Consider the following 16,332-nt stretch of genomic DNA (forward strand, 5'->3'; position numbering starts at 1 on the left):
CCATCGCGAGCGCGGCAAATTCCTCGATGCGGCCGGGCGCGCCCACCTCCACCGGTTTGGTCGCGGGCAACGTCCGGAGCGCCAGAACTATTTTTGGAATGATATGGGTGCGAAGGGTTCTGATCACGCCGGACGACGGACGAAATCGCCAGATCGGAGTCTGGATGCGCTGTCGGGCCGGTTGGCCAAGTCGGCCGGGCGCGTTGTCGTGGTTGCTGCCGGCTGAGAAGGATTGCTCGTTCACGTCGGTCATCTTTTGATCCCCCCACAATTAACTCATCGCTTTATAAAACAGTCAAGTTTATTGGACGTAATGTTTAGTTGACAGTTTGAAAAACTGGGCCTAGCCTTTCACCATCCGGTCCGCACAAAGGGAGTGGCGCGGTGCACTCTGCAAAGGCTGCCAATCCTCACCCGAACGAAAGGGCGATACGATCGCCGCTTGCAACCCGTTCCGGATGGTTGTCATCGCACCATCGAGACGATTTTCTGTCAATTAATCTTTACAATGCGCTGCATGAAACCGTCGCTGCATCTGCGAAGGCTACAGCGCTTCCCCCGGCTGCTCCCAAGGCCGTCCGACCGCGCCAGCCGCTCTATACCGCCGAGCAACGACTGCGCCGCGACGCGACCAGATGGACAATGGTGCAGGGCGTGCTGGCACCGATCCAGTTTGTTGTGTTCGCCGTCAGCGTGGCACTGGTCGTTCGCTATCTCGCCACTGGCGAAGGCTATGCCACGGCGACAGCCTCAATCGTCGCCAAGACGTTCACGCTCTACGCTATCATGATCACCGGCTCGATCTGGGAGCGCGAGGTGTTCGGCTGCTATCTGTTCGCGCCAGCGTTCTACTGGGAGGATGTATTCAGCTTCCTGGTGCTGGCGCTACACACGGCCTATTTGCTGGCGCTGCTGTTGGGGCTTGGCGACCCGCGCCAGCAGATGTGGCTCGCGCTTACCGCCTATGCGACCTACGTTATCAACGCGACCCAGTTCATCCTGAAGTTGCGCGCAGCGCGGCTTGACGAGCGATCGGCCCCTACCTCGGCCGGGAGCCGCGCATGACTGTGCATGTGCCATCATGTGCCGTCAGCGCCGCCCACGATAGTGCTGCGCGTCCAGTGCGCCGCGAGAGCGGGCAGCGCGAAGTGTTCTGCGGACTGACCGGCATCGTCTGGCTGCACCGCAAGATCCAGGACGCGTTCTTTCTGGTCGTGGGCTCGCGGACCTGCGCGCATCTGATCCAGTCCGCAGCCGGGGTAATGATCTTCGCCGAGCCTCGCTTCGCCACCGCGATCATGGAAGAGAAGGACTTGGCCGGCCTGACCGACGCCAATGACGAACTCGACCGCATCGTCACGCAATTGCTGGCGCGGCGACCCGAGATCAAGCTGCTGTTTCTCGTCGGCTCCTGCCCGTCGGAAGTCATCAAGCTGGACCTGTCGCGGGCCGCGTTGCGGCTGTCGCAGCGATTCTCGCCAGAGGTGCGGATCCTGAATTACTCCGGCAGCGGAATCGAGACCACGTTCACGCAAGGCGAGGATGCCTGTCTCGCCGCGCTGGTCCCAACCCTGCCAACATCACAGACAAGCGAAGATGCGCTGCTGATTGTCGGCGCGCTCGCCGACGTGGTCGAGGACCAGTTTGTCCGCATGTTCGTGGCACTGGGCATCGAGCGGGTTTCGTTTTTGCCGGCGCGCCTTTCGACGGCGATGCCGAAGGTCGGGCCAACCACGAAATTCCTGCTGGCGCAGCCTTTCCTCGCCGATACCGCCAGGGCGCTGCAAGACCGCGGCGCGACGCGGATCGTTGCGCCGTTCCCGCTCGGCGTCGAGGGTACCACGCAGTGGCTATGGGGCGCGGCGCAGGCGTTCGGTATCGACCGCGTCGTGTTCGACCGTGTGACGCAACCTTCTCGCGCCCGCGCTGAGCGCGCGCTGGCGCGCTACCGCGCCGAACTCGCAGGCCGCCGCATCTTTCTGTTTCCCGATTCGCAGCTCGAAATTCCGTTGGCCCGATTTCTCGCGCGCGAGCTTGGCATGCAACTGGTCGAGGTCGGCACGCCCTATCTGCACCGCGAGCACATGGCGCCCGAACTGGCGCTGCTGCCGGCCGACGTCGCGCTCACCGAGGGCCAGGATGTCGATCTGCAGCTCGAACGCTGTCGTGCCGCACGGCCGGATATCGTGGTCTGTGGCCTTGGCCTGGCCAATCCGCTGGAGGCCGAGGGCCTGACCACCAAATGGTCGATCGAGCTGGTGTTCACGCCGATCCAGGGTTTCGAGCAAGCCGCCGACCTCGCAGAATTGTTCGCACGTCCCTTGTTTCGCCGATCACGATTGGTGGCCTGACATGCAGCTCACCGTGTGGACCTATGAAGGACCTCCCCATGTCGGCGCCATGCGCGTCGCCACCGCCATGCGGGGCCTGCATTATGTGCTGCATGCGCCGCAGGGCGACACCTATGCCGACCTGCTGTTCACCATGATCGAGCGCCGCGATGTCCGCCCGCCCGTCACCTACACGACCTTTGCCGCGCGCGATCTCGGCGGCGATACCGCCGAGCTGTTCAAGCAGGCGGCGAAGAACGCGTATGAAAGGTTCCAGCCGCAGGCGATGATCGTCGGTGCCTCCTGCACGGGCTCGCTGATCCAGGACGATCCCGGCGGCCTCGCGCGCGCGCTCGAACTGCCGATCCCGGTGGTGGCCGTCGATCTGCCGGCCTATCAGCGCAAGGAAAACTGGGGCGCCGCGGAAACCTTCTATCAGTTGGTGCGCGCGCTGGCGGGGCCAATGGCGCCGCCGCCGGGGACCAAGCGGGTTCGCGCGGAAGGCGCGCGGCCGTTGTGCAACCTGCTCGGGGCCACTGCGCTCGGCTTCCGCCACCGCGACGATGTCACGGAGATCTCCGGCTTGCTCGGTAGGCTCGGTATCGACGTCAACGTCATCGCCCCGATGGGCGCGACGCCGGCCGAACTCGCAAAGCTCGGCGAAGCCGATTTCAACGTCGTGCTGTATCCGGAGATTGCGGGTCTGGCGGCCTCGTGGCTGCAGCGCAGCTTCGGTCAACCCTTCACCAAGGTTATTCCGATCGGCGTGTCGGCGACGCGCGAGTTCATCGCCGAGCTGGCGGAGCTTTCGGGCATTGATGCCAGCGCGGTGCTGGCCAACGAGACCTCGCGCCTGCCGTGGTATTCGCGCTCGGTGGATTCGACCTACCTCACCGGCAAGCGTGTCTTCATTTTCGGCGACGCCACCCACGCGGTCGCCGCCGCGCGCATCGCTTCCAGCGAGCTGGGCTTCAAGGTGGTGGGGCTCGGTACCTATGCCCGCGAATTCGCGCGCGAGATTCGCGATGCCGCCGGGCTCTATGATGTCGAGCCCTTGATCACCGACGACTATCTCGAGGTCGAGGCGAAGGTTGCCGAGCTGCAGCCCGAACTGGTGCTCGGCACCCAGATGGAACGGCATATCGCCAAGCGGCTCGGTATCCCCTGCGCGGTGATTTCGGCGCCGGTGCATGTGCAAGACTTTCCGGCGCGCTATGCCCCGCAGATGGGGCTCGAAGGCGCCAATGTAATCTTCGACACCTGGGTGCATCCGCTGATGATGGGCCTGGAAGAACATCTGCTCGCGATGTTCAAGGACGACTTTGAATTCAGGGACGGCGCGCTGCCCTCGCATCTGGGCGGCACCCTCGCCGCGCCGGTGGTCGAGGCGCCGGTCGCGCCGGTGGCCGAGCCGCCTGGCGTCGCCGTGTGGGCGGCCGATGCCGAAAAGGAACTACACAAGATTCCGTTCTTCGTTCGCGGCAAGGCGCGTCGTAACACCGAGCGCTTCGCCAATGAAAACGACGTCACCACCATCACCATAGAGACTCTGTACGATGCCAAAGCGCATTTCGCCCGCTGATACGATGTCCCGCGGCACGGCAACGCCGGTCCGCGTCGTCATCGTCACCATGGACAGCCATTTGTCCGGCGCCGCGGCGCGGGCGCGAACGGCGCTGCGGCGCGATTTTCCCGGGCTTGACCTGGTGGTCCACGCCGCTGACGCATGGGGCAGCGATGAATCGGCACTGGCGCGATGCCATGCGGACATCGCCCGCGGCGATATCATCATCGCCACCATGCTGTTTCTCGAAGATCACGTCCGCGCGGTAATGCCGGCTTTGGTTGCGCGGCGCGATTGTTGCGACGCCATGATCGGCTGCATGTCGGCCGCGGAAGTGGTCAAGCTGACGCGGGTCGGCAAGTTCGACATGTCCACTGAGGCGCTCGGTGCCATTGCCTGGCTAAAGAAGCTGCGCGGCAAGAAGGAAGGCCGGCCCGCCGGTGGCCGGGGCGAGATGGCGATGCTGCGCCGGCTGCCAAAAATCCTGCGCTTCATCCCGGGCACAGCGCAGGACATGCGCGCCTATTTCCTGACGCTGCAATACTGGCTGGCCGGTTCGGAGGCCAACATCGCCAATATGGTGCGGCTGCTGGTCGACCGTTATGCCGATGGTCCGCGCCATGGATTGCGCGGCCTTGTCAAGGCGGCGGCGCCGGTCGATTACGCCGATATCGGCGTCTATCATCCGCGCATGAAGACGCGGATTTCCGACCGCGCCGAGGAGTTGCCTGAGCTGGCCAATGCGAAGGGCACGATCGGCGTGTTGCTGCTGCGGTCCTATCTGCTGGCGGGCAATAGCGACCATTATGACGGCGTGATCGCCGCCTTTGAAGCGCGCGGCCTGCGCGTCATCCCGGCCTTCGCCAGCGGGCTCGACCAGCGCCCGGCGATCGAACGCTTCTTCATGAAGGACGGGCGCGGCGCGGTCGACGCGGTGGTGTCATTGACCGGCTTCTCGCTGGTCGGCGGCCCCGCCTATAATGATGCGAAAGCCGCCGAGGATATTCTGGCCACGCTCGATGTGCCCTATCTCTCCGCGCACCCCGTCGAATTCCAGACGCTGGAGCAGTGGGGCGCCTCCGACCGCGGGCTAATGCCGGTGGAGAGCACCATCATGGTGGCGATCCCCGAACTCGATGGCGCGGCGGGGCCGATGGTCTATGGCGGCCGCTCCGATGGCGCGGGCATCGCCTGCACCGGTTGCAAGCGGGCCTGCGTGTTCGAGCGATCCGAGATCGGCGGCGACATGCATGTCTGCGCCGAACGGGCCGACATGCTGGCGGCGCGCACGCTGCGGCTGGTGGCCTTGCGGCGCGCGGCGCGTGCTGAACGCAAGGTCGGCATTGTGCTGTTCAACTTCCCGCCTAATGCCGGCAACACCGGCACCGCCGCGTTCCTCTCGGTGTTCGAGTCGCTTCACCAGACGCTTGGCGCCATGCATCGCGAGGGCTACCGGGTCGAGCTGCCGGGATCGACCGACGAACTGCGCGAGCGCATTGTCGGTGGCAATGCCAGCCGCTTTGGGGCTGATGCCAATGTGCATGCGCGCATCGCCGCCGGCGATCACGTCACCCGCGAAAAATACCTGCGTGAAATCGAGGCGCAATGGGGACCCGCGCCGGGCAGGCAGCAGAGCGATGGCAGTGCGATCTTCGTGCTCGGCGAGCGCTTCGGTAATGTCTTCGTCGGCATTCAGCCCGCCTTCGGCTATGAAGGCGATCCGATGCGGCTGTTGTTCGAAAAGGGCTTCGCACCGACGCATGCGTTCTCGGCGTTTTATCGCTGGCTGCGCGAGGATTTCGGCGCCCATGCGGTGCTGCATTTCGGCACCCATGGCGCGCTGGAATTCATGCCGGGCAAGCAGGCGGGGATGTCCGGCGCCTGCTGGCCGGACCGCATGATTGGCGATCTGCCGAATTTCTATCTCTACGCGGCCAACAATCCCTCCGAAGGCACTATTGCAAAACGCCGATCGGCGGCAACGCTGGTCAGCTATCTGACGCCGCCGGTGGCGCATGCCGGACTGTACAAGGGGCTGGTGGAGCTGAAGGCGTCGATCGAGCGTTGGCGCGTGCTGCCGCCGCGGAAGCAGGATGACAGCGAGCGCATCAACCTCGCGTCGCTGATTCAGGCACAGGCCAGCGCGCTGGAGCTTGCAGACGCTGCGCCGGCCTGGGGCAGTAAGGCTGCGAAGGTGATCGCTACCCTGAGCGACTCCGTACTCGAACTGGAATACACGCTGATTCCTCATGGACTGCACGTCGTCGGCGAGGCGCCCTCGGTCGAGCAGCGCATCGAAATGCTGCAGGCAGTAGCCGATGCCACGCATGGCGTGCGGCCGGCGCGCGAATTGTTCGAAGCGGTGGTGCGCGGCGACAGGCCGGAGCCGGACCGCGGCGCCGACCTCGCACTGTTTGATGAACTCGCCGCGATTGATCGTCTGCTGGCGCAGGACCAGGAGATCCCCGGCATCCTGCATGCGCTGGATGGCGGCTTTCTGCGGCCGACCCCGGGCGGTGATCTGTTGCGTACGCCCGCGATCCTGCCGACCGGTCGCAATATCCACGGCTTCGATCCGTTCCGGATTCCCAGCGCCTTTGCCGTGCAGGACGGCGCCGCGCAGGCGCAACGGCTGATCGATCGCCATGCCGCGGGCGGCCACGGCCTGCCGGAATCGGTCGCAATCGTGCTGTGGGGCACCGACAATCTCAAGAACGAGGGCGCGCCGATCGCGCAGGCGCTGGCGCTGCTCGGCGCGCGGCCACGCTTCGACGGCTATGGACGGCTGACCGGAGCGGAACTGCTGCCGCTCGATCAATTGAAGCGGCCACGCATCGACGTCATCATCACCATGTCCGGCATTTTCCGCGATTTGCTGCCGCTGCAGATCAAGCTGCTGGCCGAGGCCTGTTTTCTTGCCGCGTCCGCCGATGAGCCGGTCGAGAATAATTTCGTGCGAAAGCATGCGCTGGCCTATCAGGCCGCGCATGGCGGCGACATCGAAACCGCGGCGCTGCGGGTGTTCGGCAATGCCGACGGCGCCTATGGCTCTAACGTCAATCACCTCGTCGAGAACGGTCGCTGGGACGACGAGGACGAGCTGGCCGAGACCTATACGCGGCGCAAGAGCTTCGCCTATGGCTGCAAGGGCCAGCCGGTGCAGCAGACCGCGCTGCTGAATAACGCTTTGGCCACCGTCGATCTGGCCTACCAGAATCTGGATTCCGTCGAGCTCGGTGTCACCACGGTCGATCATTACTTCGACACGCTGGGCGGCATCAGCCGAGCGGTGAAGCGCGCCCGGGGCGGCGCGAGCGCGCCGGTCTATATCGGCGACCAGACCCGTGGCGCTGGCACCGTGCGTACGCTGTCGGAGCAGGTCGCGCTGGAAACACGGACACGGATGCTCAATCCGAAATGGTACGAGGGCATGCTCAAACATGGCTTGAGGGCGTGCGGCAGATCGAGGAGCACGTCACCAACACGATGGGCTGGTCGGCGACAACAGGCGAAGTGGCGCCATGGGTCTATCGCCAGCTCACCGAGACCTTCGTGCTCGATCCCGAGATGCGCGAACGTCTCGCCGTGCTCAATCCGGTGGCCTCCGCCAAAGTCGCTAACCGGCTGATCGAGGCGCATGAGCGCAATTACTGGACGCCCGATCCCGAGATGCTGGACGTGCTCAGGCGCGCCGGCGAAGAACTCGAAGATCGCCTCGAAGGCGTGGGAGTGGCCGCATGAACATCCAGACCCGTCCATCTGCGCTGGAAGGTCATCTCAGGCTGAAAAGCGCATCGCGCTGCGGAGACGGCGAAGGTAGCGTGCAGGTACAGCTCGATCCGGCTCTGAAGATAGGCACAGCAAAAGTGTTCTCGGTCTATGGCAAGGGCGGCATCGGCAAGAGCACGACGTCGTCGAACCTGTCGGTGGCGTTCTCGAAGCTCGGCAAGCGGGTGTTGCAGATCGGTTGTGACCCCAAGCATGACTCGACCTTCACGCTGACCAAGCGGCTGGTGCCGACGGTGATCGACGTGCTCGAATCCGTGAACTTCCATGCCGAGGAGTTGCGACCGGAAGATTTTGTGTTTGAAGGTTTCAACGGCGTAATGTGCCTGGAGGCGGGCGGGCCACCGGCCGGCACCGGCTGCGGCGGATATGTGGTCGGCCAGACCGTGAAGCTGCTGAAGGAGCATCATCTGCTCGAAGACACCGACGTGGTGATCTTTGACGTTCTCGGCGACGTCGTGTGCGGCGGCTTCGCCGCGCCGCTGCAGCATTCCGACCGGGCGCTGATCGTTGCCGCCAATGATTTCGACTCGATCTTTGCGATGAACCGCATCGTCGCGGCGATCGAAGCCAAATCGAAAAACTACGGCGTGCGGCTCGGTGGCGTGATCGCCAATCGCAGCCGCGACACCGACCAGATCGACAAATACAACGCGCGCACCGGCCTCAACCGCGTCGCGCATTTCCCTGACCTCGACGTCATCCGCGAAAGCCGGCTGAAGAAATCGACTCTGTTCGAGATGGAGGAGACGCCGGAGCTGAGGGCCGTCACCGACGAATACATGCGCCTTGCCACCGAGCTATGGGAGGGCCGGGTGGTGCCGACCTCCGGCCAGTCACTGAAAGACCGCGAGATTTTTGACCTGCTTGGATTCGATTGAACGGGGTTGGACCGATGAGCGTCGCCACCTATCAACAGCGTCGCGGCGAGTTGCAGACCTATTTTGACCGTACCGCGGTGGAGGCCTGGGCGAGGCTGACATCGGATGCGCCGGTCGGTCGCATTCGCGCCACCGTACGCGCCGGCCGCGACGAGATGCGCGCTACGCTGCTGTCGTGGCTGCCGGACAATCTCCGCGGTGCGCGGCTGCTCGACGCCGGCTGCGGGACCGGCGCGCTGTCGATCGAGGCCGCGCGACGCGGCGCCCATGTGGTGGCGATCGATCTTTCGCCGACGCTTGTTTCCGTCGCGCGGGAACGTATGCCGCCAGATGTTGATCCGTCATCGATCGACTTTCGGTCCGGCGACATGCTCGATGCCAGACTCGGCCGGTTCGATTTCGTCGTCGCGATGGATTCGCTGATCCATTATCACGCCGCCGATATCTGCCGCATCATGGCGGGTCTCGCCGCGCGCACCGACGCGACGCTGCTGGTGACCTTCGCGCCGAAGACGCCAATGCTGGCACTGATGCACGCGGTTGGCCGGCTGTTTCCGCGCGGCGACCGCGCGCCCGCCATTGAACCGGTCGCCGCGCAGACACTGCTCGATCTGCTGGAAGCCGAGCAGGGGCTGGAACGCTGGTCGCCCGCGCGCAGCCATCGCGTCGCCTCCGGCTTCTATACGTCGCAAGCGCTGGAGATGATCCCGCGATGACCCCGATATCAGCGACACTGGCGAGAGGCTGGATGAAGCTTGGCATGCGATTTCTACCGTTCGCCGATGCGGCGACCACCGAGCTGCCGCTCGGTCGGCTGCTGCGGCTGTCGCTGTTCCAGGTCTCCACCGGCATTTCCATTGTGCTGCTCAACGGCACGCTGAACCGGGTAATGATTGTCGAGCTCGACGTTTCGACGCTGCTGGTGTCGCTGATGGTCTCGCTGCCGCTGGTGTTCGCGCCGTTCCGGGTGCTGGTCGGCCACAGATCGGATAACCATCGTTCGGTTCTGGGCTGGCGCCGCGTCCCCTATATCTGGATGGGCTCGCTGTTGCAGTTCGGTGGTTTCGCCGTTCTGCCATTCGCGTTGCTGGTGCTGTCCGGCACCGGCGAATATCCGGCGGTCTATGGCCAGTTCGGCGCCGCGCTGGCGTTCCTGATGGTCGGCGCGGGAATGCACACGACGCAGACCGCGGGGCTGGCGCTGGCCACCGATCTTGCCCCGGAACAGGCGCGGCCGCGCGTCGTGGCCTTCCTCTATGTGATGCAGCTGGTCGGGATGGCCGGCAGCGCGCTGATCTTCAGCGAATTGCTGCGCAACTTCAGCGAGATAAAACTGATTCAGGTGATCCAGGGTGTCGCGGTGACGCAGATGGGTCTCAACATCGTGGCGTTGTGGAAGCAGGAGGCACGCAATCCGGCGCTGACCTCGGCTGAACGGCAGCGGCCGGAGTTTCACCAGTCATGGGCCAAGTTCCGTAACTCCGGCGGCTCGGTGCGCGTGCTGCTGGCGCTGGCGCTGGGCACTTCGGCGTTCTCGATGCAGGATATCCTGCTCGAGCCCTATGGCGCGGAGATCTTGAAGCTCACCGTCGGCCAGACCACCGCGCTCACCGCTTTCTTTGCTGTCGGCACGCTGTGCGGCTTCGGTCTCGCCGCGCGGACGTTGGGGCGCGATGCCGATCCGTACCGTATTGCCGGCTTCGGCGCGGTGGCCGGCGTGTTCGCCTTTGCCGCGGTGATCTTTTCCGCGCCGCTGAACTCGGTGCTGCTGTTCCGGATCGGCACCGCGCTGATCGGGTTTGGTGGCGGGCTGTTCGCGGCTGGCACGCTGACTGCGGCGATGGGACTGGCGCGCGATGGCGAGAGCGGGCTGGCGCTTGGCACCTGGGGCGCGGTGCAGGCCACCGCGGCGGGCGGCGGCATCGCACTCGGTGGCGGCATCCGCGACGGCGTCACGTCGCTGGCATCCTCCGGCATGCTGGGTCGTGCGCTAACCGGCCCGTCGGTCGGCTACAGCGTCGTCTACCATTTCGAAATCGCGCTGCTGTTCGCCACGCTGGTGGCGATCGGGCCGCTGGTGCGCGCGGCGCGACCGGAGGTTTCACAATCTTCATCTCCCCACAAATTCGGCCTCTCCGAATTTCCAGGCTAGCCAACAAAGGAGCCGTCCCATGCAAGGCGATGCTTATTTGGACGTAGCACAGGTCACGCTCTACGTTTTCTGGATCTTCTTCGCGTGCCTGATCTTCTATCTGCGCCGCGAGGACAAGCGCGAAGGCTATCCGCTGGAATCCAACACCGGCGGCGGCGGCGTCGCGCATGGCTTTCCGCGTATGCCGGACCCGAAGCGCTATCCGCTGCGCACCGGCCATGTCGCGACCTTGCCGAACCACGGCAACGACCGCACCAACGTCGCGGTGGCGCCCATCGCGCGTTGGCCGGGCGCACCCTATGCGCCGACCGGCAATCCGTTGCTCGACGGCGTCGGGCCGGGCTCCTGGGCTGATCGCGAGGATGTTCCCGAATTGAGCATGGAGAACATTCCTGCCATCGTACCGCTGCGGCTGACGCCGGCGACTACACTGGAAGCGCGCGATCCGGACCCACGCGGCATGAAGGTGATCGGCTGCGATCGCGACATCGGCGGCGTGGTGGTGGACGTCTGGGTCGACCGCGCGGAGGCGCTGGTGCGCTATCTGGAGGTGGAGGTCGAAGTGCCGCCTGGCAGGGCGGCGGGACCGATTATCGTTGGAGAAGACGGCGTTGGCGTCGCCTCGTCGTCAAAACGCGTGCTGCTGCCGCTGCCCTTCGCCTTGATCGACCAACCGCGCGGGCGCGTCAGCGTCCACGCCATTCGCGGTCGGCAGTTCGCCGACGCGCCCGTGCTCGCGCATCCGGATCAGGTCACCAAGCGGGAGGAGGATCGTATCGCCGGTTACTATGGGGGCGGTCTGCTCTACGCCACGCCCGCGCGACAGGAGCCGTTGCTATGAAACATGAGATCAGCCAATTCAAACTGCCGGCAGCGCTGCCGGAAGGCGAACGCCTGATCTGGCAAGGCAAGCCCGGTGCCAAGGGACTGGCGTGGCGCGCCTTCCACGTCCGCGAATTGCCTTTGTATTTTGGCGCCTTCCTGGCGTGGCGGCTGTGGTCGCTGCATGCCGGCGGTGCGGCGATCGCGGACTATGCCTGGGCGACGCTGGCGACATTGGGACCCGCGCTGATCAGCGCGGCCGTGCTGACCGGGCTGGCCTGGCTGTTTGCCCGCGCCGCCACCTATACCATCACCAGCAGGCGTGTGCTGCTGCAGTTCGGCGTCGCGCTGCCGATGACCATGAATATCCCGCTCGGCAAGATCGAGAGCGCGGCCTTGAAAACCTATTCCGATGGCTCCGGCGAGATCCCGCTGAAGCTGGTGGGCGAGCGTGTCTCGCATCTGCTGCTGTGGCCGCATGTGCGGCCATGGAAACTGATCGAATCGCAGCCGATGCTGCGCGCGGTGCCAGATGCGGCAATAGTCGCCGCGCGATTGAACGAAGCGCTGACCGGGCAGCCGGGGCCACAGATCATGGCGGTTTCGACGGTTCGCAGCGCTGTGCCGGAAGATCTGTCCAGCGCCGCCGGCGCCGCGGCATGAAGGTGACGTCATGAGCCAGACTGTTCAGGAGCCCTTGATTCCCAGAGGCGGTTTGTTCGCCGCCGCGGCGCTGGTGCTGTTCGCGCTGGCCGCGGTCGCTACCGCGCGCCTGACCGGGACGGGCGGCGTGCACATGACATTGCCGGCCGCGGTCGAAAGTCGCGACCTCAATTTTGCCGACGGCCAAAGCGGCGCGGTACTGGTCTATGATCACCGCGATGGCCAGTTGGTGGAGACCCTGGCGCCGGGCAGCAACGGCTTTGTGCGCGTGGTGCTGCGCGGACTGGCGCGCGAGCGCAAGCTCGGCGACATCGGCCCGCGGCCGCCGTTCCGGCTGACGCGCTACGCCAACGGGCAACTGACATTGACCGATACTTCATCCGGCAAGCAGATCGACCTCGCCGCCTTTGGCTCGGCCAATGTCGGCGCCTTTGCGCGGCTGATGATGGCGGGAGCGCGATCATGACCGGGCTGTGGAAAGCGCGAACGCAAGTCGAGGTGCCCTGCACCGTGGAGATCGAGCAGACCTCCGAGATGTTGCACGCGCATGTCATTCTCGACGGCGATGTGAAGATCGCGCCAGGCGACGAGGTGTGGGTGCATGACGCGCCGACCGGAGTGCCGTTCGGCGAGCGGCTGGTGGTGCGGCGAACCGCGACAATTATGCGCGGCAACGCCCTCGACCGGCTGCGTGCGAAAATCGGAGGCTACCTCGAATTGACCGAACTTTACGAAGTCAGTTTTTCGGACGGGAGGGCATCATGATTATCATGGAAGGTGGCGGCCAGGGCCAAACTAAATTCGTCGCGCGTCCGATCCGGGGCAGCGCGGAAAGCACGGAGCAGGCGCGGCAGGACACTATCCTCAGTCCGCGGTTTTACACGACCGATTATGAAGCGATGGATCGCCTCGACGTCAGCCTGGTTCGCTCCGAATGGAACGCCGTGATGGCCGAATTGCGCGCCGATCACAACAAGGCGCATTTCATCAAGACGGACGAGTTCAAGAATGATCTCGACAGCCTGCCACCCGAGCTGCGCCGTGAATTCAAGGATTTCCTGGTCAGCTCGCTGACCGCGGAATTTTCCGGCTGCGTGCTCTATGCGGAAATCAAGAAACGCATCAACAACAGCGAAATCCAGGAATTATTTTCTTTCATGAGCCGCGACGAATCCCGCCACGCCGGTTTCATCAACGAGATTCTCAAGGATCACGGTATCGGCGTCGACCTCAGCTTTCTTACCAAGGTCAAGAAGTACACCTATTTCAAGCCGAAATTCATCTTCTATGCGACCTACCTGTCAGAGAAGATTGGCTATGCCCGCTACATCACCATCTTCCGCCAGATGGAACGCCATCCTGATCGGCAGTTTCATCCGATCTTCAACTGGTTCGAGCTGTGGTGTAACGACGAGTTCCGCCATGGCGAGGCATTTGCGCTGCTGATGCGCTCCGACCCCAAGCTGCTGCGCGGCTTAAACAAGCTCTGGATCAAATTCTTCCTGCTCGCGGTCTACGCCACCATGTATGTGCGCGATCACATGCGACCGGCGTTCCACGAGGCGCTCGGCATGGATCCGACCGATTACGACATGCGGGTGTTCCGCATCACCTCGGAAATCTCCAAGCAGGTGTTTCCGCTGGTGCTGGACATCGACGACCCGCGCTTCCTCGCCGGCCTCGAGCGGCTGCGTGTGATCTCTGAAAAAATCGCCGATGCCAAGGCGCGAGTCGGCGTTGTGCCCAAGCTCAAACGCCTCGGTCTGACCGTGGCAGCGGCGCTCGCCTTCGCCCGGCTGTATCTGCTGCCGGCGAAAGCGAATGTGCTGCCGCGGCGGATCTCGCTGCAGCCGGCGTGGTGAGGAACGCGGCGTGGCCTCCTATCTGACTCCGCCCGTCTTCGCAGCCTTCGTCTGGTGGTTCAGCACCGGCGCCGTGCTGCTGCTGCTGGGACGCGCGGGGCGGGGCCATGCGCTCAGGATCATCTGCGTGGCGGGTCTGTTGCTGGCCGGGCTGTACGCCGTCTCGGTGTCGACAAATGGGGACAGTGTGAGCGGCGCCTATCTGGCCTTCACCGGCACTATCCTGCTGTGGGCAGCGCAAGAGATTGCATTTCTGGCAGGCTGGGTGACCGGGCCGCGGCCCGAGCCATGTCCGCCGGAGGCGAGCGGCATCGCGCGCCTCGGTTTCGCGCTGCGGGCGATCCTGTATCACGAGGCGGCGTTGCTCGCCTGTGGAGCGGCGATCGCGATGCTGACATGGCAGGGCGCCAACCAGGTCGCGCTGTCGACTTTTGTCGCGCTGTGGGTGCTCAGGCAGAGCGCCAAGATCAATTTGTTCCTCGGCGTCCCCGTCACCAACGACGCGCTGTTGCCGGAGCCGGTACGGTTTCTCAAAACCTACTTCGCGAAAAAGCCGGTTAGCGCGTTCTTCCCGCTGTCGGTGACGCTGGCCACGGCGGCGCTGGTGATCATGCTGCAGCGCCTCGTCGAGAGTGCGGCGTCGCCGTTCGAGATTGCCGGGCTATCATTGGTATCGACGCTGTTTGCGCTCGGGATCATCGAGCACTGGTTCATGCTGCTGCCGCTGCCTGCCATCACCCTGTGGGGATGGGGCATGCGTCCGCGGCCCACGGAGGACGGCACGATGCCACATGGTCCAGATCTCAAGAGCAACAATGCGCCAGCACATCCGATGGTAGTCGTCAAAGCAGGCGGCGACATCTTGAAGCCCCGTCCGAACGCGCGGCAACGACTGGAAGATGAATTTCGCCAGCGCTTCCTGGAGCAGCATCCACGCAGCGAAGGGGCGACATCCCTGAGCATCAGCCCCGAGCCTGCGGCATCCATCCACGGGAGGAGTTCATGAACTATGAAGCCTATTTCCGCCGCCAGCTTGATGTCCTGCACCGCGAAGGTCGCTATCGGATTTTCGCCGATCTGGAGCGCAGGGCGGGCGCCTTTCCGCGCGCCACGCATCACCATCCGTCGGGAATGGACGATGTGACGGTGTGGTGCTCCAACGATTATCTCGGCATGGGGCAGCACCCAGCGGTCCTGGCGGCGATGCACGAGGCGCTCGACAGTTGCGGCGCCGGCGCTGGCGGCACCCGCAACATCGCAGGCACCAACCATTATCACGTGTTGCTGGAGCAGGAACTCGCCGACCTGCACGGCAAGGACGCCGCGCTGCTGTTCACCTCCGGCTACGTCTCCAACATGGCGTCGCTGAGCACGCTGGCATCAAGAATGCCCGGCTGTACAATTCTGTCGGATGAACTCAACCACGCCTCGATGATCGAGGGCATCCGACATTCGCGCTCCGAAACCCGAATTTTCGCGCACAACGACCCGCGCGACCTCGAACGCAAATTGTCGGACCTCGATCCGCAGGCGCCAAAATTGGTGGCGTTCGAGTCGGTGTACTCGATGGATGGCGATATCGCGCCGATTGCCGAACTGTGCGACGTCGCCGATGCCAACAATGCGATGACCTATCTCGACGAAGTCCACGCCGTTGGTCTGTACGGCCCGCGCGGCGGCGGCATTGCCGACCGCGAAGGTCTTAGCCACCGCCTCACGGTGATAGAGGGCACGCTGGCAAAAGCCTTTGGCGTGATCGGCGGCTATGTCGCCGCATCCGCCACGATTTGCGATTTCATCCGCAGCTTTGCCTCCGGCTTCATTTTTACAACCTCGCTGCCTCCCGCTGTGGCGGCGGGGGCACTCACCAGCATCCGCCATCTCAAGTCCAGTTCACAGGAGCGCGCGAGGCATCAGGATCGCGTCGCGCGGTTGCGGTCCCGCCTCGATCAGGCTGGCGTCGCGCATCTCGATAATCCCAGTCACATCGTGCCGGTGATGGTATGCGATCCAGTGCTTTGCAAGCAGATCAGCGATCTGCTGATCGACCGTTACGGCATCTATGTGCAGCCGATCAACTATCCCACCGTGCCGCGTGGCACCGAGCGGCTTCGTATCACCCCGTCGCCACACCACACCGACGCCGATATCGAGCATCTGGTGCGGGCCTTGGCGGAGATCTGGGCGGAGGTCGGGCTGGCCAAGGCGGCGTGAGCAATATCTCTCGGTCGTCCTTGCGAGGTCAGGGAAATTCAATTGGCTTTCCCTGACC

The 16,332-nt window shown here is 64.3% G+C and carries 13 protein-coding genes and 2 pseudogenes; 14 read left to right on the forward strand and 1 reads right to left on the reverse strand.

Translation table 11 applies throughout. The features are described 5' to 3' along the window. Positions 1–253: pseudogene (locus tag Q0S16_RS17695) on the reverse strand (cobalamin-binding protein); the annotation flags it as partial. A 260-nt stretch (positions 254–513) separates the two neighbouring features. On the opposite strand from Q0S16_RS17695, the gene bchF reads away from it, so the two are divergent. The 14 genes and pseudogenes from bchF to hemA all read left to right on the forward strand — a co-directional run bounded on the left by bchF (position 514) and on the right by hemA (position 16,274). Further along, positions 514–1,065, forward strand: a complete 552-nt coding sequence (gene bchF / locus Q0S16_RS17700) for a 2-vinyl bacteriochlorophyllide hydratase (protein WP_366517840.1) — start codon at positions 514–516, stop codon at positions 1,063–1,065. Then, a complete protein-coding gene (locus tag Q0S16_RS17705; protein WP_295850713.1) occupies positions 1,062–2,351 on the forward strand; it encodes a ferredoxin:protochlorophyllide reductase (ATP-dependent) subunit N in 1,290 nt (429 codons plus the stop codon). Before bchF ends, Q0S16_RS17705 begins: the two co-directional genes overlap by 4 nt. Before the next feature lies 1 nt (position 2,352). Next, positions 2,353–3,912: a ferredoxin:protochlorophyllide reductase (ATP-dependent) subunit B gene (gene bchB / locus Q0S16_RS17710; protein ID WP_295850715.1), complete on the forward strand. Its 1,560-nt coding sequence runs from the start codon at positions 2,353–2,355 to the stop codon at positions 3,910–3,912. Beyond that, positions 3,887–7,635, forward strand: a pseudogene (locus Q0S16_RS17715) (magnesium chelatase subunit H). Before bchB ends, Q0S16_RS17715 begins: the two are co-directional and overlap by 26 nt. Then, a complete protein-coding gene (gene bchL / locus Q0S16_RS17720; protein WP_295850718.1) occupies positions 7,632–8,561 on the forward strand; it encodes a ferredoxin:protochlorophyllide reductase (ATP-dependent) iron-sulfur ATP-binding protein in 930 nt (309 codons plus the stop codon). The pseudogene Q0S16_RS17715 and the gene bchL overlap by 4 nt, the downstream one beginning before the upstream one ends. Positions 8,562–8,575: 14 nt before the next feature. Next, a complete protein-coding gene (gene bchM, locus Q0S16_RS17725) occupies positions 8,576–9,277 on the forward strand; it encodes a magnesium protoporphyrin IX methyltransferase (protein WP_295850721.1) in 702 nt (233 codons plus the stop codon). After that, complete coding sequence (locus Q0S16_RS17730) at positions 9,274–10,713, forward strand: BCD family MFS transporter (protein WP_295850724.1); 1,440 nt, start codon at positions 9,274–9,276, stop codon at positions 10,711–10,713. The genes bchM and Q0S16_RS17730 overlap by 4 nt, the downstream gene beginning before the upstream one ends. Before the next feature lie 19 nt (positions 10,714–10,732). Next, positions 10,733–11,554, forward strand: a complete 822-nt coding sequence (puhA, locus tag Q0S16_RS17735) for a photosynthetic reaction center subunit H (RefSeq protein WP_295850727.1) — start codon at positions 10,733–10,735, stop codon at positions 11,552–11,554. Then, positions 11,551–12,198, forward strand: a complete 648-nt coding sequence (puhB, locus tag Q0S16_RS17740; RefSeq protein ID WP_295850730.1) for a photosynthetic complex putative assembly protein PuhB — start codon at positions 11,551–11,553, stop codon at positions 12,196–12,198. Before puhA ends, puhB begins: the two co-directional genes overlap by 4 nt. A 10-nt stretch (positions 12,199–12,208) precedes the next feature. Next, positions 12,209–12,664: a photosynthetic complex assembly protein PuhC gene (gene puhC, locus Q0S16_RS17745; RefSeq protein ID WP_295850733.1), complete on the forward strand. Its 456-nt coding sequence runs from the start codon at positions 12,209–12,211 to the stop codon at positions 12,662–12,664. Next, positions 12,661–12,963 (forward strand): hypothetical protein, encoded by a 303-nt coding sequence (locus Q0S16_RS17750; RefSeq protein ID WP_295850736.1) that lies wholly within the window; start codon positions 12,661–12,663, stop codon positions 12,961–12,963. Before puhC ends, Q0S16_RS17750 begins: the two co-directional genes overlap by 4 nt. 5 nt (positions 12,964–12,968) lie before the next feature. Then, complete coding sequence (gene acsF / locus Q0S16_RS17755; protein ID WP_295850752.1) at positions 12,969–14,060, forward strand: magnesium-protoporphyrin IX monomethyl ester (oxidative) cyclase; 1,092 nt, start codon at positions 12,969–12,971, stop codon at positions 14,058–14,060. A 10-nt stretch (positions 14,061–14,070) separates the two neighbouring features. Beyond that, positions 14,071–15,066 carry a putative photosynthetic complex assembly protein PuhE gene (gene puhE, locus Q0S16_RS17760; RefSeq protein ID WP_295850741.1) on the forward strand — a complete coding sequence of 332 codons (996 nt, stop codon included), beginning with the start codon at positions 14,071–14,073 and terminating at the stop codon, positions 15,064–15,066. After that, complete coding sequence (hemA, locus tag Q0S16_RS17765) at positions 15,063–16,274, forward strand: 5-aminolevulinate synthase (protein WP_295850745.1); 1,212 nt, start codon at positions 15,063–15,065, stop codon at positions 16,272–16,274. The genes puhE and hemA overlap by 4 nt, the downstream gene beginning before the upstream one ends. Positions 16,275–16,332 lie beyond the last annotated feature (58 nt).

The organism is Tardiphaga sp., assembly GCF_025356345.1.
GTDB lineage: Bacteria > Pseudomonadota > Alphaproteobacteria > Rhizobiales > Xanthobacteraceae > Tardiphaga.